The 26,654-nt window shown below is 61.4% G+C and carries 22 protein-coding genes, 1 tRNA gene and 2 pseudogenes; 18 read left to right on the plus strand and 7 right to left on the minus strand.

The window, feature by feature from the left end; translation table 11 throughout:
• The first annotated feature begins 101 nt into the window (after positions 1-101).
• The 6 genes from APH34_RS07950 (at position 102) to APH34_RS07970 (ending at position 3,417) form a co-directional block, all read left to right on the plus strand.
• Positions 102-512: a pilin gene (locus tag APH34_RS07950; RefSeq protein ID WP_054900637.1), complete on the plus strand. Its 411-nt coding sequence runs from the start codon at positions 102-104 to the stop codon at positions 510-512.
• A 70-nt stretch (positions 513-582) separates the two neighbouring features.
• Positions 583-657, plus strand: a tRNA-Thr gene (locus tag APH34_RS07955).
• Between the two features lie 138 nt (positions 658-795).
• On the plus strand, positions 796-975 hold the full coding sequence (locus APH34_RS28565; protein WP_371263300.1) for an Arm DNA-binding domain-containing protein: 180 nt from the start codon (positions 796-798) through the stop codon (positions 973-975).
• 254 nt (positions 976-1,229) lie between these two features.
• Entirely contained in the window at positions 1,230-2,039 is an 810-nt protein-coding gene (locus tag APH34_RS07960; protein ID WP_054900638.1) for an AraC family transcriptional regulator, read from the plus strand.
• A gap of 102 nt (positions 2,040-2,141) precedes the next feature.
• Positions 2,142-2,774, plus strand: coding sequence for a hypothetical protein (locus APH34_RS07965; RefSeq protein ID WP_054900639.1), 633 nt, complete (start codon positions 2,142-2,144; stop codon positions 2,772-2,774).
• Between the two features lie 25 nt (positions 2,775-2,799).
• Positions 2,800-3,417, plus strand: a complete 618-nt coding sequence (locus tag APH34_RS07970) for a LysE family translocator (protein ID WP_054900640.1) — start codon at positions 2,800-2,802, stop codon at positions 3,415-3,417.
• Between the two features lie 33 nt (positions 3,418-3,450).
• On the opposite strand, the gene APH34_RS28570 is transcribed toward APH34_RS07970, so the two are convergent.
• Positions 3,451-4,316, minus strand: a protein-coding gene (locus APH34_RS28570; RefSeq protein ID WP_156358069.1) for an IS5 family transposase whose coding sequence is annotated in 2 segments (ribosomal slippage) — positions 3,451-3,963 and positions 3,966-4,316 — 864 coding nt in all. Because the reading frame shifts where the segments join, the coding sequence is not laid out codon by codon here.
• Between the two features lie 38 nt (positions 4,317-4,354).
• Between APH34_RS28570 and APH34_RS28575 the strand changes: the two are divergent.
• Positions 4,355-5,517: pseudogene (locus tag APH34_RS28575) on the plus strand (IS3 family transposase).
• Between the two features lie 38 nt (positions 5,518-5,555).
• Complete coding sequence (locus APH34_RS07990) at positions 5,556-6,224, plus strand: HD domain-containing protein (protein WP_054900643.1); 669 nt, start codon at positions 5,556-5,558, stop codon at positions 6,222-6,224.
• A gap of 115 nt (positions 6,225-6,339) precedes the next feature.
• Here the strand turns inward: APH34_RS07990 and APH34_RS07995 are convergent.
• A pseudogene (locus tag APH34_RS07995) lies at positions 6,340-6,774 on the minus strand (transposase); the annotation flags it as partial.
• Between the two features lie 643 nt (positions 6,775-7,417).
• Here APH34_RS07995 and APH34_RS08000 point away from each other — a divergent pair.
• On the plus strand, positions 7,418-7,648 hold the full coding sequence (locus tag APH34_RS08000; RefSeq protein WP_054900645.1) for a hypothetical protein: 231 nt from the start codon (positions 7,418-7,420) through the stop codon (positions 7,646-7,648).
• Between the two features lie 408 nt (positions 7,649-8,056).
• A complete protein-coding gene (locus APH34_RS08005) occupies positions 8,057-8,524 on the plus strand; it encodes a GNAT family N-acetyltransferase (RefSeq protein WP_054900646.1) in 468 nt (155 codons plus the stop codon).
• 88 nt (positions 8,525-8,612) lie between these two features.
• Here the strand turns inward: APH34_RS08005 and APH34_RS08010 are convergent, their stop codons facing one another.
• Positions 8,613-9,551, minus strand: a complete 939-nt coding sequence (locus APH34_RS08010) for a LysR family transcriptional regulator (protein WP_054900647.1) — start codon at positions 9,549-9,551, stop codon at positions 8,613-8,615.
• Between the two features lie 312 nt (positions 9,552-9,863).
• On the opposite strand from APH34_RS08010, the gene APH34_RS08020 reads away from it, so the two are divergent.
• From APH34_RS08020 to APH34_RS08050, 7 genes are all read left to right on the plus strand, one after another.
• Complete coding sequence (locus APH34_RS08020) at positions 9,864-10,847, plus strand: DUF1852 domain-containing protein (protein WP_054900649.1); 984 nt, start codon at positions 9,864-9,866, stop codon at positions 10,845-10,847.
• Positions 10,848-10,875: 28 nt separating this feature from the next.
• Positions 10,876-11,910 (plus strand): methionine synthase, encoded by a 1,035-nt coding sequence (locus tag APH34_RS08025; RefSeq protein WP_054900650.1) that lies wholly within the window; start codon positions 10,876-10,878, stop codon positions 11,908-11,910.
• An 81-nt stretch (positions 11,911-11,991) separates the two neighbouring features.
• On the plus strand, positions 11,992-12,501 hold the full coding sequence (locus tag APH34_RS08030; RefSeq protein ID WP_054900651.1) for a flavin reductase family protein: 510 nt from the start codon (positions 11,992-11,994) through the stop codon (positions 12,499-12,501).
• Between the two features lie 92 nt (positions 12,502-12,593).
• Positions 12,594-13,133 carry an RNA polymerase sigma factor gene (locus APH34_RS08035; RefSeq protein WP_054900652.1) on the plus strand — a complete coding sequence of 180 codons (540 nt, stop codon included), beginning with the start codon at positions 12,594-12,596 and terminating at the stop codon, positions 13,131-13,133.
• Positions 13,126-14,088 carry a FecR family protein gene (locus APH34_RS08040; RefSeq protein WP_054900653.1) on the plus strand — a complete coding sequence of 321 codons (963 nt, stop codon included), beginning with the start codon at positions 13,126-13,128 and terminating at the stop codon, positions 14,086-14,088. The genes APH34_RS08035 and APH34_RS08040 overlap by 8 nt, the downstream gene beginning before the upstream one ends.
• Positions 14,089-14,157: 69 nt before the next feature.
• On the plus strand, positions 14,158-16,539 hold the full coding sequence (locus APH34_RS08045; RefSeq protein ID WP_054900654.1) for a TonB-dependent receptor: 2,382 nt from the start codon (positions 14,158-14,160) through the stop codon (positions 16,537-16,539).
• 7 nt (positions 16,540-16,546) lie between these two features.
• A complete protein-coding gene (locus APH34_RS08050) occupies positions 16,547-18,142 on the plus strand; it encodes an alpha/beta hydrolase-fold protein (RefSeq protein WP_082422741.1) in 1,596 nt (531 codons plus the stop codon).
• 8 nt (positions 18,143-18,150) lie between these two features.
• Here APH34_RS08050 and APH34_RS08055 read toward each other — a convergent pair whose 3' ends face one another.
• Positions 18,151-18,939 carry an SDR family NAD(P)-dependent oxidoreductase gene (locus APH34_RS08055; RefSeq protein ID WP_054900655.1) on the minus strand — a complete coding sequence of 263 codons (789 nt, stop codon included), beginning with the start codon at positions 18,937-18,939 and terminating at the stop codon, positions 18,151-18,153.
• Between the two features lie 110 nt (positions 18,940-19,049).
• Here APH34_RS08055 and APH34_RS08060 point away from each other — a divergent pair, with 110 nt between their 5' ends.
• Positions 19,050-19,940, plus strand: coding sequence for a LysR family transcriptional regulator (locus APH34_RS08060; protein ID WP_054900656.1), 891 nt, complete (start codon positions 19,050-19,052; stop codon positions 19,938-19,940).
• Positions 19,941-19,955: 15 nt separating this feature from the next.
• Here the strand turns inward: APH34_RS08060 and APH34_RS08065 are convergent, their stop codons facing one another.
• From APH34_RS08065 to APH34_RS08075, 3 genes are all read right to left on the minus strand, one after another.
• Positions 19,956-20,921, minus strand: coding sequence for an arsenic resistance protein (locus APH34_RS08065; protein ID WP_054900657.1), 966 nt, complete (start codon positions 20,919-20,921; stop codon positions 19,956-19,958).
• 180 nt (positions 20,922-21,101) lie between these two features.
• Positions 21,102-22,355, minus strand: a complete 1,254-nt coding sequence (gene glyA / locus APH34_RS08070) for a serine hydroxymethyltransferase (RefSeq protein ID WP_054900658.1) — start codon at positions 22,353-22,355, stop codon at positions 21,102-21,104.
• Positions 22,356-22,581: 226 nt separating this feature from the next.
• A complete protein-coding gene (locus APH34_RS08075; protein ID WP_054900659.1) occupies positions 22,582-26,412 on the minus strand; it encodes a bifunctional diguanylate cyclase/phosphodiesterase in 3,831 nt (1,276 codons plus the stop codon).
• Positions 26,413-26,654 lie beyond the last annotated feature (242 nt).

Here is a 26,654-nt window from a genome sequence, read left to right on the forward strand (position 1 = left end):
AGGGGTGACAAAAGGTGTCTGTTCAGGCCTACTGCGCCGCTGTCAGCTCGGGGTCGAGAATGACCTCAACGAGTACGCGTATCAAAAAGGAAAAAACGTTCATGAAAGGGCAACGTGGTATCACCCTGATCGAACTGATGATCGTCGTCGCGATCATCGGCATCCTGGCGACCATCGCCATACCGATGTACACCAACCACCAGTCACGCACCAAGGCCGCTGCCGGGCTGCTGGAGATCAGCGCGCTGAAGACAGCGATGGACCTGCGCCTGAATGAAGGCAAGGACGTGGCCGACGTAGCGGCGCTTGGCGGCCAGCCCGCTACCGCGCATTGCGCGATCACCGCTGACGGCAAGGCTGCCGACGGCAGTGGGAGCATCGTGTGCACCCTGGTGGATGCGCCAGCCAATGTGGTGGGCAAGGCCCTGACGCTGACCCGTTCGGCCAGCGGCTGGAGCTGCACCACCAACATCGAGGAAGACCTCGCGCCCGGCGGTTGCAAAGGGGCTTGAGGGTCGGGGAATAAGCCAGGGGAAACAGAGGTTTGCGTAACGGGTGCGGCAGTGGTACGTTGCGCTACACGCCGGTGTAGCTCAGTCGGTAGAGCAGCGCACTCGTAACGCGAAGGTCGCAGGTTCGATTCCTGTCTCCGCACCATATCCAGCTCCACTGCATTCCGCTGAATGCTTTGGAAACCCTCTAAACCGGCCTTCTGGCCGGTTTTTCGTTTCCACGACCCTCCGTCGGGAACCAACAAAATCCCCAATAGCCGGGGGTGTTTTTGGGGCCTGCAAACTGTTCGACGGCGGGGGTATGTACCTGTACGTCGCGCCCAGTGGCTCGAAGACTTGGCGGCTGCGGTATTTCAAACCCAACGGCAAGGAAGGCACGCTGATCATCGGCAAGTACCCCATCGTTTCGTTGGCCGTTGCGAGGACCAAGCGTGATGAGGCCAGGGCTGTTTTGGAGCGCTGAATTTCAACCCTTGACGGGGTTTATCCACGTACCTCCACCTGAGCTTCCACAACACCGCCGGCATCCACCAGGCCATCCGTATCATCAGTCGCCTGGCCAGCGAGCACTGCACCAAGCTGATCAACCCCGCGCCACCCCCCCGCTAACTGACGTCCCCAACGCTGCCGCCAGCCAAGCCCTTAACCCGATAACCACGCCAGCCCTTGCAAGATCAGGTATGAGATGATCACCCTCGGTGTGGCAGGAGTCGGTCAATGGCAGACCACGTTGATTACAAACGCAACAGGGATATCCCCGGGCTGGTGCTGAGCGAGGCGCGTTTCTCGAGCTTTCGTTTCGGGCGTCACTACCACCTGGATTTCCACGTCGGCTTGATCACCGATGGCGTGCAGCGCCAGGTACTCAATGGTGAGACGACGTTGCTGTCGCCAGGCACCATCCAGTTGATGCCACCCGGCGAAATTCACGATGGCATCAGTGCAGGCGACGACGCCTACACGCTGAAGACGTTCCGTGTGTCCGCCGACCTGTTGCGCAGCGTTACGGAAGAGCTTACGGGCCGTGACCAGTTTTCCGCTCTGGGTGGCGCGCTGTTACAGGATGCCAGCCTCGCCATCCAGCTTTCCCGGCTGCACGACGCGCTCGCAGCGGGGATGCCTACAGACCCGCTGTTTGTCGATTCTCAATGGCTCATGCTGCTCGGGCGGCTGTTTGCCCAAGCGCGGATGGTCAAGCCGCAGTTCGTAAAGGGCCCGCTTTCGATCGTGCAGTGGCATCGTGTGCGGGACTACTGCAACGAACACCTCGCCGACAAGATAACGCTCGAAGAACTGGCTGCATTGTGCGACCTAGAGCGTTTTCACTTCCTCAAGCTATTCAAGCAGACGGTCGGCATAACACCACATGCCTGGCTGGTGCGTTTGCGCCTAGAGCGCGCCTGTGTGCTGCTAAACCATACCCAGTGGGAATTGACCAGGGTCGCGCAAGAGGTGGGTTTCTACGACCAGAGCCACTTCAATCGGGCCTTCAAGCAAGCCTTTGGGGTTGCACCGTCTCGTTACTGATCGCTGTTGCCCCATCAATTTTTTACAAGTGCGCGAAGTCCTCGCCCTTTAACCTTGAATCTTGATCGGGCGCTGCCCCGGAAAGAACCAAGGATTTGATCGATGATGCAACGGGCGTATTACAGCAGCGATGAGTTGACCTTGAGCACGCACGTGGTGCGTTGCACGCCGACGGAGGATGGACGTTTCCGGGTCTACTTGGCCGAGACCCTCTTTCACCCCCAGGGCGGTGGGCAGCCTGCGGATCAGGGAACCATCGCGGGTATCCGGGTAGAGGAAGTGCTCAATATCGAGGGCGATGTGGTGCATGTCGTCGGGCAACCCGTGCCCATGGGCAGCGTCGAGATTGCCATCTCGCCCGAAGTGCGTGCGTTGCATGCTCGCCTGCATTCGGCCGGCCACCTGATTGCGGGTATCGGGCAGAGCTTGGGCTGGCTTCCCAGCAAAGGCCACCACTGGCCGGGGGAGTGCCGAGTGATTTTTGAGCGCCAGGCGGGTTGCGAGCCGCTGACGGTCGAAGGCATCGAGGCGGCGGTGAACGCGCTGATCCAGCGTAACGTGCCGCGTGAGTTGATTGACCAGGGCGGTGTCCGCTCAGTGTGTTTCGGCACCTTGCCGATGCAGGGTTGCGGCGGCACGCATGTCACCTCAGCGGGCTTGGTCGGGCCGATCAAGGTGCTCAAGCTCAAAGAGAAGAAAGGCCTGCTGTCGGTGCATTACGACGTAGCTCGATAGACAACGAAGTAACTGGAGACATCACGTGGACTACGTTTCCCAGCTTTTGACCATTGGCGCCGTCATGCTCCTGGCCTGCGTAAGCCCAGGCCCCGATTTCATCGCCGTCACTTCCAACGCCTTGGTGAGCCGCAGCCGAGGGATTGGTGTTGCAGTGGGCACCAGCGCAGGCATCGCCATTTGGGCGGTGCTGGCGATTGTCGGCCTGGGTGTTTTGCTGAGCACAGTGGCCTGGTTGTATGACGCGATTCGGGTAGTGGGCGCGGGTTATCTGATCTACATGGGCATTAAAATGCTGCTCGGCGCGCGGCGGCCTTATGCAGCCCTCGAAATCAGCACGACGCAAAACACCACCACAGCAGCCCCCCGCGTTGGGTTACTGGTGTCCGCCACAAATCCAAAGGCCGCGGCGTTCTTTGGCAGCTTTTTCATCACCGTGCTGCCGGCACACGCCCCAGGCTGGGTGATGACTGCTGCCGTGGTGGTGGTCACGCTTGTTTCGTTTGCCTGGTTTTCCACTCTGGCATTGATGTTTTCCACGGATCGGGTGCGGGCGTTTTACACGAAGGTGCGTCGGCCGGTTGATGCCGCAATGGGTGCGGTACTGGTGGGGCTTGGCTTGCGGCTGGCGCTGGTTCGATAACGCCAGCCCGAGCTGTCAATGCAAACGGTAGCCCTAGGCTCTGTACGAAAAGAGATGTCGCAAACACCGCATGGAACAAGCCAGTGAGACCATGGCATAACTTTTCGCGAGCTTGTCGAAGCGTGTCACGATGCGACGGTTCTCTTTCAGCCAGCCAAACATGCGCTCGATGATGTTGCGCCGTCGGTACTTGGGCCGATCAAACAGTCTGGGTAAGCCAGGTTTGGCTTTGCGCTTCATCGAGCGTATCGGGATGACGGGCTGCATTCGATATTGGTCGCAGTAGCGGCGTAGCGCTTCGGCGTCGTAGCCCTTGTCAGCAAGCAACCATTTGCAGCGTTTACGCGGGCGGCCACGTTGACTTGATGGAATGCTGACGTCGTCCAGCAATGGCTTGGCATAGCTGATGTCACTGGCTTGACCGCCAGACAGGAGGAAGCGCAACGGTGTCCCGTTGGCATCACAGAGCATGTGGATTTTGGTAGTCAGGCCACCGCGACTGCGACCTAGAGCGTGATCGGCAGGCTCGTCAGGCCCCCTTTTTTCCGAGCGCCGGATGAGGCTCGAGTTGCGCGTACGGCGGTTGAGTCGATCATCCAGGTTTGCAGATCGGTCAGGCCTTGCTCATTCAATCTCAGGTGCAAGCGTTTGAGCATCTGATCGAACGTCCCCTGATTTCTCCAGCCGCGAAACCGTTGATACACCGTTGACCACGGGCCGAAGCGCTCCGGCATGTCTCGCCACGCAGCACCCGAGCAGAGCACCCAGAGCACACCATCGAGCATCAGGCGGTCGCTTAGGCGTGGTCGCCCTCGGCCATGAGTTTCGATGAAGAGATCGGAGACCACATCCCAGGCCTCGTCCGAGAGTTCGTGTAGTGGTCTACTAACCCCGGACACCCATTTAGGCGAGAATGCTTGCCACAGAGAGGTGTCCGATGACCAAGCAACGCCGTACCTTTACCCCTGAGTTCAAGCGCGAAGCTGCCTGCCTGGTGCTCGATCAAGGCTACAGCCATGCCGAAGCGGCCCGTTCGCTCGGCTTGGTCGAGTCAGCCCTGCGTCGGTGGGTTAATCAGCTTCAGCAGGAGCGCGGCGGCATCACGCCGGCCAGCAAAGCGCTGACGCCAGAGCAGCAAAAAATCCAAGAGTTGGAAGCCCGGATCACGCGCCTTGAACGCGAGAAATCGATACTAAAAAAGGCTACCGCGCTCTTGATGTCGGAAGATCTCGAGCGTACGCGCTGATCCGCCAGCTCAGCGATCATGAGCCCGTTGATTGTTTGTGCGAAGTGTTTGAAGTCACTCGCTCAAGTTACTACGCACATCGTCACAGAAGGCGAACTCCGGACGTTGAACGACTGCGGTTGCGCAGTCGAGTAAATGAGTTGTTCACGCGAGGTCGAAGTGCGCCCGGCAGCCGTACCATCATGGCAATGATGCAAGAAGAAGGTGAACAAATCGGGCGGTTCAAGGTACGCAGCCTGATGCGTGAGCTGGCGTTGATCAGCAAGCAGCCAGGATCACATGCGTACAAAACGGCCACAGTGGAGCGGCCAGATATTCCTAATACCTTGAACCGAGCGTTTGATGTCGAAGCGCCAATCAGGTCTGGTGTGGAGACATCACTTACGTCTGGGCACAGGGCAAATGGCACTATCTGGCAGTTGTACTGGATCTCTACGCACGCAGAGTGGTGGGCTGGGCCTTATCAGAGAAGCCGGATGCAGACTTAGTCGTCAAAGCGCTGGACGTAGCTTACGAACAGCGTGGAAAGCCTCAAGGACTACTGTTCCACTCCGACCAGGGATCGCAATATGGCAGCCGTCAGTTCCGCCAGAGACTGTGGCGCTACCGCATTCGCCAGAGCATGAGCCGCCGAGGCAACTGCTGGGGATAATGCACCGATGGAGCGAGTATTTCGCAGCTTGAAATCAGAGTGGATACCGACCACGGGCTACCTGACCGGGCAGCAAGCTCAACGAGACATTGGCCAGTACCTAATGAGCCACTACAACTGGAACCGACCTCATCAGTTCAACGATGGACTGGCTCCGGCGAAAGCTGAAGAAAAACTAAAAACCGTGTCCGGGATGAGTTGACCACTACACTAAGATCGATACCTTCCAGGAGTTTTGAAATGAGTGTTGAGCCATTTTTTCCTTACCAGAGCCTAGCGTCGGACTTACTCGCATTTCTACCCGAGGCCAGCACGGACGGATCTCACGATCTTTCTCATATTCACCGAGTATGGATAAATGTTCGGCGGCTACAAGAAAAAGAAGGTGGAGACTTAGAAGCATTGCTCGCAGCAACTATTTTGCATGATTGTGTGGCAGTCGAGAAAAACTCGCCATTACGGGCGCAAGCATCAACTCTTTCGGCCAAAAAAGCCGCCTCTATTTTGGAGCGTATGGGTTGGTCTACATCGCGAATTGAGCTAGTTGCTCACGCGGTGAAGACCCACAGCTTCTCAGCAGGCTTCGAGCCCATCACGCTAGAAGCCAAAATTCTTCAGGACAGTGATCGACTGGACGCCATCGGCATGGTGGGAGTCGCGCGCTGCTTCTACGTTTCTGGGCGAATGGGCTCTGCGCTTTACGACTTTACAAACCCGGAAGCCGCAGGCAGGGATTATCAAGACAAACGTTTCACCATTGAGCATTTCCACACAAAATTACTCAAACTGGCTTCGGGATTTCAGACAGCCGAAGGTGCTCGGTTGGCAGCGGTCAGGCATGCACGCCTTAATAGTTTTCTAGATGATTTTATGGAGGAAATCGGAGCACCAGGCCGAGCGGAATTGTGACATGGATGATATTCAGTCAGGTAGGTGACATCGCCAGACGCTTACAAATCGTTCAAAGCCCAAGTCGTTTGTAAGCGATCCATGAACCCCACCTACCGCAAGGTGAGGCCATCGTTTACCGTGGCATTTCCGGTGAACAGTTCCACGGCAACAGCGCTTCATAATCTGCAACCGATTGCGCATGGGGCAGCCGCTCCAGTACGTGGCGCAGCCACGTATAGGGCTCTTGGCCGTTGATCTTGGCGGTCTCGACTAAACTGTAAAGCTGAGCACTGGCGGTCGCACCCTTGGGCGTGTCGCTGAACAGCCAGGCTTTGCGGCCAATCACAAATGGCTTTATTGCGCGCTCTGCCGGGTTATTGTCGATCGGCAAATACCCAGCCTCCACATAACGCTCCAGCCGACTCCAATTGCTCGCCAGGTAATTCAGCGCCTTGCCGAGCACACTTTGCGACGTCACATATGGCTGCGTTTTGTCCAGCCAACTTTTCAACTGCCCCAGGATCGGCAGGCTTTTCTCCTGCCGGCCAGTCAATCGCTGCTCATCATTGGCTGAGTCGCCCCAGCTTCAGTAGACACTCGATCACTCAAAGCCATAACTAGCTGATCTAGTTATAGATACCCTATGGGGTACATCAAAAAATCCACTAGATTCCAGTCCCGCAAAACTTGGACCCTCACGGCCAACAACCGTCCGTCTGTCTCGGCATTCCACTTGATCCCAAAGCCCGAACGTAAGGTTTTTTACTAACGCCGCAGCTCCTTGCTCCGACGCAGGCTGCTATTTCGTCTTGCACAACCAGCCCCGTGGGGATAAATTCCTCACGTCGCAACCAATCTGCGACCGGGTTTGGCGACCCGTACGAAAAGGCGCAACGGCGCCCCGATCACGATTGCAGGCGCTTTTTTACGCCCGCAGTTTCGTGTAATGGCGGCTGTGCGTGGGAGACCTTCGGGTCTGCCGGGTTCCTTTTCCTCGGTTCGCCAACCTGCGTACAGCTGCCACCCTAACCGTTTGGCGACGGTCAGTGTGGTGCGTCAACCGAAAAGGACCTCATGGATGCTTGCCAAAAATCTATCCAGGATCCTCGCATCCGTTCTCCGCCGCGGTCCTGCGCCGCCACCCGAACCCCACCGCTTTTATCCCCTCTGTGACCCCTCACGGCTCCCGCTCGCACCCAAGCAGGTGCCCCATGACTGAGCACGAACGGTTATCCACAATCCAAAGCTACGCCTGGACCCTCGAGCTGCTAGGCGAAGCCTTGGTGCAGCACGATGAAATGCTCGAGTGCGAACACAACCCGCACCTGACTTTTCGCAGTACCGCAGGCATCCACCAGGCGATCCGGATCATCAGCCGTTTGGCCAGTGAGCAATGTGGAAAAGTGCTTGGGCTAGACGTCAAGGACGATCCAGCCGAGTAGGAGGTTGTTTCCATCGCCGCTCCCTGGGGACGGCGATGGAATACCCTATGCTCAGTGACGAAGATTGTGAGCTGTCACAGCCACTAATCCCCAGGCTTGTGCTTGTGGATAGGCAAAGTCGGATGCGTTTTATCGTTGGGCGGGTTCACATTCCGTGCCACCAGCGCGCCGCGAACCTTGCCCTTGCGGCAGATTCCGTGACCGGGCGTGCGAGGGCTAAGTAAGGCGTTGATAGAGCAGGTTCTCATTCCCTGAGCCTCTCGATAAGCTGTGAGCGACGCGCCACTCGGCATGACAGGTGTGTAATGCTGCGCTAACAACGGCGAGTGACCGCATCAGTTCAATGGTGGGCTACCGCCAGCGATCGCCGGAAAAAAATCAATCCAAAAAGAAACTGGAGTTCACCTGATGAGCGAACTAGTCATCCGCCCGGCGACCTTGGAAGACGCCGAAAACATCTTTCAGGCTCACAAAGACTCAGTGGAAAAGTTGTGTGCCGCCGATTACCGCCCCGAACAAATCACCCTGTGGCTGGATGGGCGCTCTCCTGAGTCATACAAGGAGGCCATCGTCGGCGGCAACCTATGGCTCGCGCAAGACAACGCAGTCCAGGGCTTTGTAGAAGTTAACGGCCATGAAGTCAGCAAATTGTTCGTTCGCGGCAGCGGGGCCGGGCAGGGGCTTGGTAAGCAACTGCTGGAGCTGGCCTTGAGGCAAATACGCAACGCTGGCCACTCCAAGGCCTATCTCGAGGCGACCGTGACCGCCGAAAAATTTTACGAGCACTTTGGCTTTCGCAAGGTAGGCGAGGGCACCTTCTCACGTGGAAATAGTCCGGTGTCCATCGAAATCATCAAGATGGAGCGGAACCTCTAGCCGACGTACTTACCATCCGTTCACTGTGTTCCTCTGTTGAATCGGCTGTCGGGGCAAGTGCATGCGTAAGGGCTACCCTTCGCCTGCATCAGTTAACGCAATCAACTCGCCCCGAAACAGCATTCACGCCCTCCAGAGTAGCGAACGAGGTGTCCTTGGCAGTAAGCAGGAAGTCCCTCACATAGGGTACTTCCAGCATGTCGCTGCGTATCGCCGCGAACAGTGTGGCCTGCAGCCCTTGCTCTCCCAGGCGCTTGGCGGTCACATAGCCCCGGGAGCTGTACTCATGCACGGCCCAGTTCGGCAGGCAGCATACGCCGCGGCCGCTGGCCACCAACTGCATCATCATCACAGTGAGTTCAGAGGTGCGTACCTGAGCGGGCTCGATGCCGGCGGGATCGAGGAACCGGGTGAAAATGTCCAGACGGTTTCGCTCGACCGGGTAGGTGATCAGCGTCTGCTCGGTGATGTCGGTAGGCTCAAGGTAGGGTTTGTCACACAGGGCATGATGGTTGTCGATGGCCAGCAGTGCCTCGTAGCCGAAAAGTGGCACATAGGTGATCCCCGGCAGGCTCACAGGGTCGGAGGTCACCACCAGATCAAGGTCCCCTCGTTCCAGGGCCGGGAGGGGAGCGAACGCAAACCCGGACGCCAGGTCCAGCTCAACCTCCGGCCAAGCGCCACGAAATTCATCAACCGACGGCATCAGCCACTGGTAGCAGCTGTGGCACTCGATCGCGATGTGCAGCCGGCCTGCGCTGCCACTGGCGAGTTTGCCCAGGTCGCGCTCTGTCGCGCGGATCAGCGGCAGCACCTGCTCGGCCAACTGCAGCACCTTAAGGCCAGCACTGGTGAAGCGTACCGGCTTGGATTTGCGCACGAACAGGGGCATGCCGATGCGTTCCTCCAGCTCCCGGAATTGGTGCGACAGCGCCGACTGTGTCAGGTGCAGGCGTTCGGCGGCTTCATGCAGGCTGTCCGTCTCGCGCAGGGCATGGACGGTGCGTAGGTGCCTCAAATCGATCATGAGCAAAATTACATTTGTGTGCAAAAAAAATGAGTTTGTCTCATGGAGCGCTGATCCGTGACAATCCCCTCATCGAATTTTCTATCAACGGGCAGGCTATCTTGGCACCGGCACTCAACCTCGGCTTCATGCGTACCGGCTTCGGCTTGGCGAGGAACGGCCGTGAGCGTTTGTTGATCGACCCAAACGTTCAGTGGTGTGTCCACGTGCTGCGAGATACCAATCACCACTGCAAGGCGCAAGTAAACGTTCCGGTCGCCCGGATACTAGCGTGCACTGCAATCCATTCCAGCATCAGGGTGTCGGGCGAAGATGAGCAATGAGTTTGCGTTTGCCATTAAGAGTATTTGTTTTGATGAAGATTATCAGCCGTCAGACAATACACGTGTCACAACCAACTTTGCCAACCTGGCGAGGGGGGAAAGCCGCCAACAGAACCTGCAAAACACCTTGAAGATGATTGACAATCGTTTCAATGCCCTGGCGCATTGGGATAACCCCAAGGGGGATCGCTACACCGTCGAACTTGAAATAATTTCGGTGGAGATGGCTGTCGATGCCGGGCGCAGTGCGCAGGCACTTCCCTTGATTGAAATATTGAAAACAACGATTGTCGATCGAGAAACCAACGCGCGTATGGACGGCATCGTCGGGAATAATTTTTCATCGTACGTGCGGGATTATGATTTCAGCGTGCTGTTGTTAGGGCATAACAAGGGGCAGCCAACGTTCAGTACCCCCGAAGGGTTCGGGGACCTGCATGGGAAACTGTTCAAGTGCTTCGTAAATTCGAGCGCTTACAAGGAACATTTCAACAAGGCGCCGGTGATCTGCCTGAGTGTTTCGAGCAGCAAGACCTATCACCGCACTGAAAACCTGCACCCGGTGTTGGGCGCGGAGTACAGGCAAGATGAATACTCGTTGACCGATGAATACTTCAGGAAAATGGGCTTGCAGGTTCGCTACTTCATGCCGCCCAATAGTGCGGCGCCTTTGGCCTTCTATTTTTCCGGTGACTTGCTCGGCGATTACACCAACCTTGAGCTGATCAGCCTCATCAGCACGATGGACACCTTTCAGAAGATTTACCGTCCCGAGATTTACAATGCCAACTCTGTAGCCGGGAAGTCCTACCGGCCCAGCTTGCAGCACCAGGATTATTCGTTGACTCGAATTGTTTATGATCGCGAAGAGCGTAGTCGCCTGGCTATCGAACAAGGGAAGTTTGCTGAGGAACAGTTCATCAAGCCTTACCGGGCTGTTCTTGAACAGTGGTCCGCTCGCTTCGCCAACTGAACACGCTATTGAACAAGGTTCCTCCCTGATGAAAAAACTGTTACCTACTTCAACTGCGGGCAGCCTGCCTAAACCGGCATGGCTCGCACAGCCTGAGACACTTTGGTCGCCTTGGAAACTGCAAGGTGAAGAACTCATCGAGGGCAAGCAGGACGCCTTGCGTTTATCGCTGCACGAGCAGCAGCTGGCAGGCATTGATATCGTCAGTGATGGTGAGCAAACGCGCCAACACTTTGTTACCACGTTTATCGAGCACCTCAGCGGTGTTGACTTCGAGAAGCGTGAGACCGTCAAGATTCGTGATCGCTATGATGCAAGCGTGCCCACGGTCGTGGGTGCAGTGGCTCGCCAGAAGCCCGTTTTTGTGGACGACGCCAAATTCTTGCGCCAGCAAACCGATCAACCAATCAAGTGGGCGCTGCCTGGCCCGATGACGATGATCGATACGCTCTACGATAGCCACTATAAGAGCCGCGAAAAGTTAGCGTGGGAGTTCGCTAAAATCCTCAACGAAGAGGCCAGGGAGTTGGAAGCGGCGGGCGTCGATATCATCCAGTTCGATGAACCTGCATTCAACGTGTTCTTTGATGAGGTGAATGACTGGGGGGTGGCCACCCTGGAGAGGGCAATCGAAGGGCTCAAATGCGAAACGGCGGTACACATCTGCTATGGGTACCGCATCAAAGCCAACACCGATTGGAAAAAAACGCTCGGGTCCGAGTGGCGGCAATATGAGGAGGCTTTCCCCAAACTGCAAAAATCGAGCATCGATATCGTTTCGCTGGAATGCCACAACTCCCGCGTGCCGATGGACCTCATCGAGCTCATCCGCGGTAAGAAAGTGATGGTTGGCGCCATCGATGTGGCCAGCAACACCCTCGAAACCGCCGAAGAGGTTGCCAATACCCTACGCAAAGCGCTGCAGTTTGTAGACGCCGACAAGCTCTATCCTTGCACCAACTGCGGCATGGCTCCTTTGCCCCGCCACGTTGCAAGAGGCAAGCTGCAGGCGTTGAGCGCAGGCGCAGAAATCGTGCGAAGAGAGCTCTCGAACCCTTATTGAACTGAAGTCGGAAACGGTACGGGAGGGCTGATGCAGGCCTTCCCCGACGCATCCGAGTGCCCCCATTACCCAGGATCTACCATGCCACTACCCGGTACTGCTATCGCGCCGTCGAGCTTTCGTGAAGCGCTCGGGCACTACGCCTCCGGTATCACGGTGATTACCTCGCACATTGATGCCGAACCAATTGGCTTCACTTGCCAGTCGTTCTATAGCGTTTCGATGAGCCCGCCGCTGGTGTCATTCAGCGTAATGGCGAGTTCGGCCAGCTATCCCAGAATGCGTCAGGCAGGCCGATTTGCGGTCAATATCCTGTCCGGTGAGCAGGTCAGGATTTCCAACCAGTTCGCTCGGCGAGGCACGGACAAGTGGCACGGCGTCGAATGGCAGGAATCACCGCTGGGCAACCCGATTATTGTCGGCAGCCTCCATTGGCTTGATTGCGAGATCCACGCTGAGCACGTGGCGGGTGATCACCTGATTGTCATTGGAGAGGTGAAGGCGTTAAACCTGCAGGAAGCTGCTGCCGCGCAGCCACTGCTGTATTTCAAGGGGCAGTATTGCAACCTCGCTGAACGTTGCGCGGTTTGAGCATTCCTGCCGGGATTTCATGCAGAGCCTAGCGACCTGCCGACCCCATGTGTGAGAATGATAGGAATTCCTATTAACAACGCTCACTTCCCATGACATCCTTCCACCCCCCCTGGAGCGGCCCCGCGCCGGCCTTGCAGTCAGTCGTCGATGATTTGCTGGCCCATTACGCTGACCTTCGCCGTTACCTGTGCGGCAGGCTGCGCAACCCAGACGACGCCGCCGATATCGCCCAGTCCAGTTTTGCCCAGGCCTATGCCTATGCCCTCAATGCGCCGGTGCTCAACGCCCGGGCTTTGCTGTTCCAGGCGGCGCGCAACCTGTGCATCGACCAGCACCGGCGCCGGGGCACCGAGTTGGCGGCCCTGGAGGACTGGCTGGTGCGGGTCGATGGGCTGAGCCCGAGCGTGGAGGACATCCTCATTGCGCGCGAGCAGTTGCAACAGCTGATCGCGCTGGTCGAGCGCATGCCACGCCTGCGCCGCGAGGTGTTCGTGCGGGTGCGGCTGCATGGGCAGCGCCACCGTGAGGTGTGCGAGGCACTGGGGCTGTCGGCCAAGGCGGTGGAGCTGCATATCGCCCGTGCGGTGTTCGATTTGTCTGAACTGCGCTTGGCCGCCCGTCATGGTTGAACCGGTGGCTGCGCGCAAGGTGCAGCAAGCCCTGGTCTACCTGGCGGCCATGCACGGGGACGACCCTGCGCGGGTGCGCGAGGTCAGTGGCCAGGCGCTGCGCTGGCGGCAAAAGAGCGATGAGCATGAGCGCGCCTGGCATGAGGCCGAGCAGCGCTGGCAACTGGTGCACCGCCTGGCGCCACAACTGCGCGGGGCGATTGCGCCGCAGCCTTATGACCCAAGCCGCCGGCGCCTGCTGCGCCAGGGCGGCGCGTTGGCGCTGCTGCTGGGGGCAGGCGGCTGGCTGGGCTGGATGTTCCAGCGCACCGCGGCCTTCCAGCAGGACCTGATGAGCGCCCACGGCGAAGCGCCGCGGGCGTTGGCCCTGCCCGATGGTAGCCAACTGCTGGTGGCGGCCCAGAGCAACCTGCGTATCCGTTTCGACCATGGCCAGCGCCAGGTGCTGCTGCTCCACGGCAATGTCCTGTTCGACGTCGCCCACGAGTGGTGGCGGCCGTTCCTCATCAGTACCCGGGTGGGCAGTGTGCAGGTGCTGGGCACCGCGTTCACGGTCAGCGACCGGGGCGACCAGGTGTTCGTTGCGGTGGCGCGCGGGCAGGTGCATGTGCGGGACCTGCACGGTGGCGAACGCATTCTAGGGGCCGGGGAGCGGGTCGATATTGATCGCCAGGGCCATCTGGGCGAGTTGCAAAAGGGCGCGCAATTCGGCCCGGACCTTGATCACTGGCAGCGTGGCTGGTGGTCCTTCACTGACCAGTCGCTGGCCGAGGTAGTCGGCGAACTCAATGCCTACCTGCCTCAGCCGGTGGCGCTTGCGCCGGAGGTGGCCGGGCTGCGGCTGACGGGCAGTTTTCCCAGTGACCAGCCACAGAAACTGCTGGCGGCGTTGCCGCGCATCCTGCCGGTGCGCCTGGACGAGCGGCAGGGCAGGGTGCGGCTGTTGCCGCGCTGAAAACGTTTTGAGGGGTAAGCCGCGCGAACGGCGTCATCAACAGTGAACCCACTTGAGCAAGGACCCTTCATGTCGTTCGCTACCCCCCGAGTCCCCACGCCGCTGCGTCACCTGGCCCTGGCCTGTGCGCTGGGCAGCCTGCTGTCACCGGGCATGGCCCTGGCCGACAGCCAGCCGTTGGCCCTGAACCTGCCGAGCCAGTCGCTGGAAGCCACCGTTCATGCGCTGGCGCAGCAGTCTGGTGTGGCCATTGCCGCTGATAGCCGACTGCTTGCCGGCCGCCAGGCACCGGCCTTGAGCGGGCGTTTCAGCGTGCTGCAGGCCTTGCAGCAACTGCTGGCGGGTACCGACCTGGTGGCCGAAGAGCAAAATGGCGTGGTGATTCTGCGCAGCGTGGCCGAAGACGGTGCCGTTACCCTCGGCGCCACCAACGTCAACGCCGCTGGCTTCAACAGCGACCTGCCCGAAACCTACGCTGGTGGGCAGGTGGCCCGTGGTGCACGGCTTGGGCTGTTGGGTAACCGCGACATCATGGACACACCGTTCAACATCACCGCCTACACCTCGCAGACCATTGCCAACCAGCAGAGCGGCACGGTGGGGGCGGTACTGCGCAATGACCCGTCGATCCGCTTCAGCACCGGCGAAGGCCATGCCTACGAGAACTTCATGATCCGTGGTTATGGGCTGGAGTCCTCCGAGCTGGCGGTCAATGGCCTGTACGGCCTGGCACCGGATGGCCACGTGCCCACCGAGTTCCTCGAGCGGGTAGAGGTGCTCAAGGGGCCGAGCGCACTGCTCAGCGGCATGGCGCCCAATGGTGGGGTGGGGGGCAATGTCAACCTGGTGCCCAAGCGCGCCGGCGATGCGCCGTTGACCCGGCTAACCACCAGCTATGTGTCCGACGGTTTCTTCGCCCAGCATATCGACGTAGGGCGGCGCTCGGAGGATGGCCGCTTCGGTATTCGCTTCAACGGGGTGTACGGCAGCGGCGACACGGGCGTGGACGACCAGTCCAAGGACCGTACCCTGGCTGCCCTGGCGCTGGATTACCGCGGCGATGACTTCACGCTGGAGCTGGATGCCTACGAGATCCACGAGAAGCTGGATAACGGCAGCCCGATGATGGCAGGGTTCAATGACCTGGGTTACGTGACCAAGGCCCCAAAGCCCGACACCAATGTGCTGGAAGGCATTTACGCCAAGCAGGTCAGCAAGGCCGTTGTGCTGCATGGTGAGTACCAGCTCAATGACGACTGGGCGGCCTTCGCCAGTGTCGGCAGCGCACGCACCTATTACGATGGCTTCCTCAACGGCACCCGCATCCGCGTGCAGGCGCCTGACGGCAGCGCCAAGGGGCAGACCTACAACCAGGCCGGCTACACCCACAGCCTCTCGGGCGAGGCGGGGCTGCGCGGCAACTTCATGAGCGGCCCGGTCAGTCATCAGTTGGTGTTCAGCAGTTCGCTGCTGCACCAGGACATCGGCCGTGCGCCGACGGTCACCGGCCCCACCTACGACACCAACCTCTACCACCCCAGCAAGGGGATAATTGCCGGTGACCATGGCTCGAACGTCAAGACCGGCGACAATACCTTGTCCAGCTTTGCCTTGGCCGACACCCTGGGCTTGCTTGACGAGCGCGTGCTGCTGACCCTCGGCGCCCGCGCCCAGCGCGTGCGGCAGAAGATGAGCAAGCCGTCGGCCTATGACGAGCGCAAAGTCACCCCGGCCCTGGGCATTGTGGTCAAGCCCTGGGATGCGCCGGTGTCGTTGTACGCCAACTACATCGAAGGCCTGACCCAGGGTGGCACGGTGACCGAGGTCGGCGCGCTGAACAAGGACGAGCAGTTCGCGCCTTACGTGGCCAAGCAGATGGAAGCCGGCATCAAGTGGGACCTGGGCACCTTCAGCCATACCCTGGCGGTGTTCCAGATCGAGAAGCCGAGCATGGTGAAAAACACCAGCGGCAGTACGTTCTGGTACACCGACGATGGCGAGCAGCGAAACCGTGGTGTGGAATGGAACATGTTTGGCGAAGCCGCCCCGGGTGTGCGCCTGCTGGGTGGGGTGACCTATACCCGCGCCGAACTGAGCAAGACCGCCAATGGCACCCTGGACGGCAACACCGCCCGTGGGGTGCCGCAGTGGTCGGCCAACCTCGGCGCCGAATGGGACTTGCCCTGGGTCCAGGGCCTGACGTTGACGGCGTTGGGTATCCACAGCAGCTCGCAGTACCTGGACGACGAAAACACCCTGAAGATCCCGCAGTGGACGCGTTACGACCTTGGGGTGCGCTATGCCACCCGGGTGCTGAGCAAGGACGTGACCCTGCGCGCCAGCCTGGAAAACGTCGAAAACAGTGCCTACTGGGCGGGTGTGTTCAACCCCGGCTACGCCACGGTCAGCGAACCGCGCACCTTGAAGCTGTCTGCCAGCGTCGACTTCTGAGGTAACCATGCACAGCATCCACCACATCGGCTGCGCCCTGCTGCTGGCCTGGGCCTGCGCAGCCACGGCGCAGGCGGCACCGGCGCCCTTGTTGCAGGCTGGGCAGGCGGTCAACGGCCAAGTCACTACGGGTGATGCGCTTTGGCGCGTCAATCTTCAGGCCGGCGAGCTGGTCCGTGGGCGGGTCGACGGCGACGTCAGCCTGCGCCTGCTCGACCCGCAGGGCAGGCCACTGCGTCTGCTCATCGACGGCCAGGACCAGCCCCGCGATTTCTTGTTCGTGGCCGACAGCGCAGGCCACTACGGCCTTCGCGCAGAGGCACTGAGCGAGCGCCCGGCTGCCCGCTTCAGCCTGCGCCTGGACCAGGTGCTGCCGCTGGCGCAGCAGCGGCGCAGCCCCGAACGCCTGGCCAGCCCGACCTTGGCCGCTTTGGCAACACAGCTTGAACAAGGCGGCGACACCCAGGCCTTCTGGGCTGCACGTACAGCCGAGGGCACGCCCATGGTCGAGCCGCTTGCAGGGCAGCCGCAGCAGCGGTTGGTGACGTTCCTGTGGCGCGGCGCGCAACGCAACGTGCGGATGTTTGGCGCACCTTCCGGGCGCCATGAATCGCTCGAACGCCTGGGTACCAGCGACGTCTGGTACCGCAGTTTCGAAGTCCCGGCCAGCACCCGCCTCAGCTACCAGTTGGCCCCGGACGTACCCGCGTCGGACGACCGTCGGGTGATCCTTGCCAGCACGCGACGCGACCCGCTCAACCCCGCCACCTTCGCCGACAGCAGCGGCGACCCCTGGTTGTCGCGCTCACGCCTGGAGCTGCCCGACGCACCACCGCAGCCCTGGACGGCAGTACGGGCCGACGTACCTCGCGGCACGCTCGAGCGCAAGCGCCTGGCCAGTGCGGTGCTGGGTAACGAGCGTGACATCTACCTGTATCGCCCGGCCGGTTGGCACCCCAACGCTGCCGGCCAGGCGCTGCTGGTGCTGTTCGACGCACACGCCTACACCCGCCAGGTGCCGACACCGACGCTACTGGACAACCTGATCGCCGATGGGCTGCTGCCGCAGACGGCGGCACTGATCATCGCCAACCCCAGCGACCTCAGCCGCCAGCAGGAGCTGCCACCCAACCCGCTGTTCGCCCGCTTCATGGCCGATGAGTTGATGCCGTGGGCCCGTGAGCAGGGCTTGCGTGCGGCAGCGGCCAATACCGTGGTCGCCGGCTCCAGCTATGGCGGGCTGGCCTCGGCCTATCTGGGCCTGATGCATCCGCAGCTGTTCGGCAACGTGCTCAGCCTGTCGGGGTCGTACTGGTGGGCCAGAGCAGGCGAAGAGCCGGGCTGGCTGACCCGTGAATACGTCAATGCGCCGCGCAAGCCGGTGCGGTTCTATCTGCAGGCGGGGCTGTTCGAGGGGCCGACGATACTGGATACCAACCGGCACCTGCGCGATGTGTTGCGGGCCAAGGGGTACGAAGTGCAGGCGGTGGAAAACCCGGCGGGGCATGATTACCTGCAGTGGCGGGGCGCGTTGCCTTGTGGGCTGGTGAGCCTGATTGGCAGGCACAACCCCGCTAGCGTGCGCGCCTGCCTGCCACACTGAACCTGTATTTATCGAAGCCCCGCGATGTTGAACCCGCCATCTACGGTCAGGGATTGCCCCGTGATGAAGCGCGCCTGGTCTGTGCACAGCCACACGGCCACGTCGGCGATGTCGTCGGGTTCGCCCACGCGTTTGAGGGCGGCATGGGCTGCGTATGCTGCCAGGGCTTGTTCGGGAACCTGAGCAAGAATCGGCGTGCGGGTAACGCCTGGCCGGATGTTGTTGATGCGGATGCCGTCAGCGCCGACCTCAAGCGCAAGGGTGGCAATCATCGCGTCCACGGCCCCTTTGCTCGCAGAGTAGATCGACATGCCCGCCATGCCGCCCGAGGCGGCAATGGACGACGTGTTGACGATCGCGCCGCCCCGGCCACCGGCACGTATCGCTGCCACTTCGTGTTTGATGAGCAGCAGCACCGAACGCACATTGGTGGCAAACACGCTGTCGAAGTCCTCAGCCGTGACCTGTTCCAGCGGCGCATAGGGGGCTGTGCCAGCATTGTTGAAGGCGGCGTCCAGGCGGCCAAACCGTGCGACCACGGCGCCGACCAGGTGTTCAGGGGCGTCTGCGTCGGCCAGGTCAACGCTGAAGACTTCGGCGTGGCCACCGGCGGCAGTGATCTGCTGTGCGACGGTTTCCAGCGGTGCTGTGCGGCGCCCGGCCAGCGCGACGGTTGCACCCGACCGTGAGAAGGCCAGGGCTGCTGCGTGGCCAATACCGCTGCCTGCGCCGGTGACGAGTACGACCTGCCCTTGCAGGCGGGTATTGAGGAGGGGGGTTGCAGTTTCGTTGCTCATGATGCGTTCCTGGGCCTTGTACGCTGAAGAGGTGCTTAAGCATGCAGGCGCAGTCATCAGTGAACAATCAGCCTACAATTGCATGACTTGATGAGCCGGAGTCAACAATTGTGCGTGGTACAGCATTCGCAGAGCTGGAAACCTTCGTGGCGGTAGCGCAGGAGCGCAGTTTCAGGCGGGCCGCTGCAAAGCTGGGCCTGTCGCCTTCCGCCCTGAGCCACACCGTGCGCAGCCTCGAAGAGCGCCTTGGCGCACGTCTACTGAATCGAACCACCCGCAGTGTTGGGCTTACCGAGGCGGGTGCTGCGCTGCTGGCGCGCATTGCGCCTGCCTTCACCGAGATTCGCGGGGCGCTGGATGAGGCAAGCGGCACCGCCGCGCAGCCGGCTGGCGCTATTCGGCTGAACCTGCCCAAGTTCGCGGCCCGCCTGCTGATGCCGCGTCTTGCCCGCTTTGCCAGGGACAACCCAGCGATTCGGTTGGAGTTGAGGACCGAGGACAGCTTTGCCGACATCGTGGCGGAGGGGTTCGATGCGGGCATCAGGCTTGGAGAAAGCCTGGAGGGCGATATGGTCGCCGTGCGCGTGACAGGCGACCTGCGCTTGGCGATTGTCGGCGCTCCCGATTACTTTGCGGCCCACAAGCCGCCCCGCACGCCCCGAGACCTGGCGAGCCATACCTGTATCAAATACCGCTTCAGGCAGAGCGGAGCCCTGTACCAGTGGCCCTTTGTTCGGGAGGGGGAGGCCATCGAGGTTCTGGTGCCTGGGTCGATCACGCTGGACGATTCGGATTTGCAGGTTGCCGCCGCCATTGAGGGCGCAGGTATCGCCTGCACGCTGGAGGACTGCGTGGCCAGCCACCTTGCGAGCGGTAAGCTGGTGCGCGTGCTTGATGACTGGTGCCAGCCGTTTCCGGGCTTTTATCTGTATTACCCCGGACGGCGCCAGTTGCCAGCGCCCCTCAGGGCGCTGGTGGGGTTTCTCAAGTGGGACGCGTAAACGCTTGGCGCGATGTCAGCGTGGGTTGCGTCGAACCAGTGCGGGGATGGCCCGCACGTAAATCAGCTCGCAGACCAACTCCACCAGGGTTTGCGTGATGACCGCTGCTGCTGCCAACCCGCGCAGGTCGTCAGGCAGTGCCAACGCAAGCGGCAACACCACCAGCGAGTTGCGGGTGGCGGCGCTGAAGGTCACTGAGCGTGCCTGTGCAACCGGCAAGCGCAGCAGCCGCGCCGAGGCATAGCCGAGCACCGGGGCCAGCAGCATGAAGCCGATGTACACCGGGATCACCGGCAGCAAGCGGTCGAAATCGCGTAGCACCACGGCAATCTGCGAACCGATCACTGCCACCAGCACCACGGCCATCGCCGGTACTGGCAACCACCCCCAGAGGTCGTTCCAGGCTGACACGGCGCGTGAGCGGCGTGCCCCGGCACTGGTGAGCACGGCCAGGATCATCGGCAGCACGATCAGCAGCACGAAGGCTTCCACGAAGGGGGCGATCGCGATCGTCACTTCACTGCCCTCGCCGAGCATCAGCGCCAGGTACACCGGCAACAGCAGCAGTTGCACCAGCAGCAGCACGGGTGTGGCGGCCAGGGTCAGGCGTGAGTCGCCTTTGCCGATGTGGGTGAACACCACCACGTAGTCGATGCATGGGGTGAGCAGCACCAGCAAGGCGCCGATGAGGATCGCCGGGTGCTCCACCAGGCCACGGGTAAAGGCCCACACCAGCAGGGGTACCAGGACGAAGTTGGCCAGCAGCAGGGCGGCCATGAAGCGTCGGTTGCCCAGGCCCTGGCGCAGGTCAAGGAAGGGGATTTGCAAGAACATCGCGTACATCAGCACCGCGATGGCCGGCGTGACCAGGGCTTGCAGGTGGCGCGCGGCGTCGCTGGCCAGCAGGCCGAAGGCAATGGCGGCGAGCACGGCGGCGAAGTAGAGGGGAATCTGGTTGGTTTCGAGTTGCTCTTTGGTCAAGGCTGGGTCCTGGGGCGTTCCCGGTGAAAGAAGGCGCACAGGGTAATACGGACGGCGCAGGGCCGGGCAGATTTGTGCTGGGTAGCGCCGGGTCACAAGCGGTGACGCCTGCTGCCCGGCTGCCCAGAAACGAAAGAGCCCGGCACAAGGCCGGGCTCTTTCAGATCAGGCAAGTGCCAATCAGTTGCCGTAAACCGGCAGCTTCTTGCAGATGGCCTTGACCTTTTCACGCACGGCGTCGATGACCGCTTCGTTGTTCAGGTCGGCAAGGATGTCGCAGATCCAGCCGGCCAGTTCTTTACACTCGGCTTCCTTGAAACCGCGGGTGGTGACGGCCGGGGTGCCGAAACGCAGGCCCGAAGTCACGAACGGGGAACGTGGGTCGTTAGGCACCGAGTTCTTGTTGACGGTGATGAAGGCCTTGCCCAGCGCAGCGTCGGCGTCCTTACCGGAGATTTCCTGCTTGATCAGCGACAGCAGGAACAGGTGATTCTGGGTGCCGCCGGAAACGACGTCGAAACCACGCTCGATGAACACGCTGGCCATGGCCTGGGCGTTCTTCACCACTTGCTGCTGGTACGCCTTGAACTCAGGCTGCAGGGCTTCCTTGAAGCAGATGGCCTTGGCAGCGATGACGTGCTCCAGCGGGCCGCCCTGTGCGCCTGGGAAGACAGCGGAGTTCAGCTTCTTCTCGATGTCAGCGTTGGCACGGGCCAGGATCAGGCCGCCACGTGGGCCGCGCAGGGTTTTGTGGGTGGTGGTGGTGACCACGTCGGCGAACGGTACCGGGTTCGGGTACACGCCAGCGGCAACCAGGCCAGCAACGTGGGCCATGTCGACGAACAGGTAGGCACCGACCTTGTCGGCGATTTCGCGGAAGCGGGGGAAGTCCAGAACCTGCGAGTAGGCCGAGAAGCCGGCAACGATCATCTTCGGCTTGTGCTCGACCGCCAGGCGCTCGACTTCGTCGTAGTCGATCAGGCCGTTGGCGTCGATGCCGTACTGGATGGCGTTGTACAGCTTGCCCGAGGAGCTGACCGAAGCACCGTGGGTCAGGTGACCACCGTGGGCCAGGCTCATGCCCAGGATGGTGTCACCGGCCGACAGCAGGGCCAGGTAGACAGCGGCGTTGGCCTGGGAGCCAGCGTGCGGCTGGACGTTGGCATAGTCGGCGCCGAACAGCTCTTTGGCGCGGTCGATGGCCAGTTGCTCGACAACGTCGACGTACTCGCAACCACCGTAGTAACGCTTGCCTGGGTAGCCTTCGGCGTACTTGTTGGTCAGGACCGAACCCTGGGCCTCCATGACGGCTGGGCTGGTGTAGTTTTCCGAAGCGATCAGCTCGATATGCTCTTCCTGGCGCAGAGCTTCTTGCTGCATGGCTTCGAAGAGCTCGGCGTCGTACTTGGCAATGGTCAAATCACGGCTGAACATGGCGGTCCTCAAGGATCGGGCTGAATTGGGGGGGCATTCTAACCGATTGATTCGCGCCTGGCATATGAACTGGCATCAAGTCGCGGACCAATGGGCTTCATGTTGCATCCCGCGCCCCGCCTGGGCTGGCTGGGGGGCGGGAGTTGACTTTGAGGTCCGGTTTCGTGGCCGCTTCAGGGGGGCGTCGGCTTCATGGCCTGTGCCGGAATGTGGCGCAGGTGGTGGCTCACTGGAACATGAACAGCGTCTCGTTGCTGAACTGCGCCTCGAACTGGCTGGCGGGCATCGGCCGCCCGAACAGATAACCCTGCACTTCGTCGCAGCCGTGCTCGCGCAGAAACTCCAGCTGCTCGTGTGTCTCGACGCCCTCGGCGATCACTGCCAGGTTCAGGCTGTGAGCCATGGCGATGATCGCTCGGGCAATCTGCGCGTCCTGTTCGCCCTCCGGCAGGCCGTCGACGAAGGTGCGGTCGATCTTCAGCACGTCGATGGGGAATTGCTTGAGGTAGTTGAGCGAGGAGTAGCCGGTGCCGAAGTCGTCCACGGCGATGCTCAGGCCGAGCCGCTTGAGGCTGGCAAGGATCTGCAGCGCCTCGTTGACCTCGCGCATCAGGATGCTTTCGGTCAGTTCCAGCTCCAGGCACGCCGGCGGCAAGCCGGTTTCGTCGAGGATGGTGGCGATTCGCGTGCCCAGTTGGCCATCGGAGAACTGCCGCGCCGAAATGTTCACCGACACCTTGGGCACGCGCACCTTGGCCTTGTGCCAGGCCTTGAGCTGGCGGCTGGCCTCGCGCAGCACCCAGTCGCCGACATCCACCACCAGGCCCAGCTCTTCGATCACCGGGATGAAGTCGCCGGGCGGCACCAGGCCGCGGGTCGGATGGCGCCAGCGCAGCAGCGCTTCGGCCCCGGTCAGGCGCTTGCCATCGCCGCTGAACTGCGGCTGGTAGTAAAGGATGAACTCGTTCTGCTCCAGGGCATGGCGCAGGTCGCTCTCCAGCTCCAGGCGTTCCAGGGCGCTGGCGTTCATCTCCGCCTGGTAGAACTGGAAGTTGTTCTTGCCGCGCTCCTTGGCATGGTACATGGCGGTGTCGGCGTTTTTCATCAGCTGGCTCAGCTCGCTGCCGTCCTGCGGGCTGAGGGCGATACCGATACTGGCGGTGACGAAGAACTCGCGGCTTTCCAGCACGAACGGGCGAACCAGGCTGGCGAGGATGTTTTCAGCCACGTGAATCGCGCGGTTGAGCGCCATCTCGCGGCTGGCCCGCGGTTGCAGCAACAGCGTGAATTCGTCGCCGCCCATGCGCGCCACGGTGTCGTCATCGTCGACACAGGCCAGCAGGCGCAGGGCCATGTCCTTGAGCATGCGGTCGCCGGCGGCGTGGCCGAGCGAATCGTTGATCGGCTTGAAACGGTCCAGGTCGAGGAACATCAGCACCACCCAGGCCTTCTGCCGTTCGGCCTGCTGCAAGGCGGTGTGCAGGCGGTCTTGGAACAGCGTGCGGTTGGGCAGGTGGGTCAGGGCATCGTAGTAGGCCAGGCGGTGGATGCGCTGTTCACTGGCCTTGCGCTCGCTGATGTCGGTGAAGAAACACACGTAGCTGGCCAGGTCGCCTTCGTCATCGAGCACGGCGGTAATGCCGACCCACGCCGGGTAGCGATCGCCGTCGCGGCGCTTGAGCCACACTTCGCCCTCCCAGCTGCCGCGCTGGTGCAGTTGCTTGAGCACGTAGCGCAGGTGGCCTTCCTGTTGCTCGTCGACCGTTAGCATGCCGGGCAGTTGGTCGAGTACGTCGCTCACAGCGTAGCCACTGACCCGGCTGAACGCTTCGTTGGCTTGCACGATGTAGCCGGCAGGGTCGGTGATGAGAATGGCCGAGGTGGAATGCTCGAATACCGTAGCGGCCATGCGCAGGTCTTTTTCTGCACGGCGTTGCTGGCTGATGTCGCGGCCAACGCCAAGTACGCCCTCGAAGCGTTCGTTGTCGTCCCACACCAGCACCAGGCGCAGCTCGATGGGGATCTTGCGGCCATCGGCGCGCAGGCAGTCGAACAGGAACAGCTGGGTGGGCAGGTCGCGGCGCAGGTGAGCCAGCTGTTGTGTGTCGCCCATGGCCTTGCTGACCCGCTCCATCAGGCTGTAGATGCCGGTGAGCTGGGCCGGGTTGGCGATGATCGATTGCCAGCCGTTGGCGAAGATCCATTCGGCCTGGTAGCCCAGCACCGCCTGCACCGAGGGGCTGACGTAGTTGAGCTGCAACTGGCTGTCGGTGGAGAAGATCACGTCGCTGATGCTTTCAGCGAGCATGCGGTAGCGCTGTTCGCTGTCGCGCAGCGACTGGCTGGCTTCGATCTGTACGGTGACATCCTTGCCCACGCCGATGATGCGGGTTACCAGGCCGTCGCTGTCGCGGGTCAGCAGCTGCTCACGGATGTCGTAGCAGCGCCAGCTGCCGTCACGGTGGCGGAAGCGCAGCTGGCAATGCAGCGGATGGGCGTGGCCGTTGTCACGCTGTTGCTGGCGCAGGGCCTGGTAGTGTTGAGCATCTTCCGGGTGCAGCAACAACTCCCAGAAGCGGTCGCCCATCTGCGCAAGCTCAGTACGGTTGTAGCCCAGGGTCTGGCCGAGGTGGCGGTTGCTGAAGATCATGCGCTGGCTGAGCACGTCCTGCACATACAACTGGTCAGGTACGGTACGCACCACGTCCGACCAGAAGCTTTCGCGCTCCAGCAGCGACAGCTCCACCTGCTTGCGGCTGGTGATGTCGCTGATGCTCAGGATCACCGCCTGGTAATCACGCCGTTGCTGGGGCAGGCGCGCCATCAGCCACAGGTGCAACTCCCCGCCCAGCGGTGCCGGCAAGCGCACTTCCAGTTCCAGCAGCGGGCGCTGTTCGATCAGGGCGTCGATCAGTTGCATGCCCACACTGTCGCCGCCATCGCCGCTCCCTTCGATCAGCCGGAGCCAGGCACCTTGGTGGCATTCGATGTTGAGCAACTGGCGCGCCACCTGATTGATCTCGGTGATCTTCAGTTCGAGCAGCAGTGAGCGGCGAAGGTTGGGGTCCAGGGCCAGGCTCTGCTTGAGCGCTGCGTGGTTGCGCAGGTGGTAACGGTCGAGTTGGCCAGGCAGGCTGGAGAGGTCGAGCACGCACAGGGCAACGCCGGTGCCCTCGAAAATTTCCTGGTAGCGTCGGCGATCTTCCTGCAGGGCGCGTTGGCGGCGGCGCATGTTGATCAGCGCCAGCACCGGCAGCAGGGCGCAGAACAACACCAGCATGCATTTGCCCAGCAGCGCGGGCAACAGCTTCTGCCGGGCCAGGCCGGCATCGAACAGCCCGCGCAACTGCCAGGCACTGTTGTCGACGAAGGCCAGCATCACGCTTTGCAGGGGCTCACCGCTGCTGTGCACTGGCGCATGGCGGTCGAGCACAGTACCGCTGCGGCTGTTCTCCAGCAGCCACAGCGGGTGGCCGGGGTCGTCCAGGTGGGCGGTAAGGGCCTGGTAGTAGTCGGCAGAAAACCGTAGCAGCCAATAGCCTCGGCCCTGCTCGATGGGCTGGCGCAGCAGCAGGTAAACGATGCTGTTGTCGGGCGAATTGGCAAAAAAGTAGGCGTGACCCTGGTTCAGTTCGAGCATCTCGCCAATCAACTGCCGGTCAGCAGTAACGGCCAGGCTGTCGCTGCGCACTTGCCCGTTGTGGTCCAGCCACGCCAGCTCGCGCAGGGTCGGCAACCGTTCGCGCAGGGTACCGAGCAGGCTTGGCAAGGCAGCGGGCGACGGCGCGTCGACATACGGCTGCACCACATTCAGTGCCTGCTGGGCCTTGAGCGCCATTTTCAGGCTCAGGTGGTCGGCAAGCTCCGCGCTCGCGTCCAGGGTCTGCTGGCGCTGGTCGGCCTGGGTGTGCCGAAACTGCGTGAACAATTGCCACAGCAGCAAACCCAGCAGAACCAAGGCAAGCAGGGCCAGCGCGCCTTTTATCGAGCCGCGCAGCGACGCGGCCGGGGCCGGCTTGGCGAGGCGCAGCGAAGACGGTTGATTGAGATTGGTCAAGCGATGGTCCTGCTATTGGGCTGGCGATGGCAGGGATTGATTCATGCATGGGGCGCCGTGCCTGGCGAGGCCGCAGTGCGGTGGCGCACTATAAGGCCGGACACCCGAAACCGGCTAGCATGCCTGTCATTATGGCAAAGTGCCAGCCCAGCTGTCCGGCGCGAGGGATGCCTGGCCGTTCGGCAAGGCCCTGCTTCCTGTGCGAGAATGCCGCCCGCTTCAATGACAACGCATCGGAGATG

The organism is Pseudomonas sp. NBRC 111131, from assembly GCF_001320525.1.
Taxonomy (GTDB): Bacteria; Pseudomonadota; Gammaproteobacteria; order Pseudomonadales; family Pseudomonadaceae; genus Aquipseudomonas; species Aquipseudomonas ceruminis.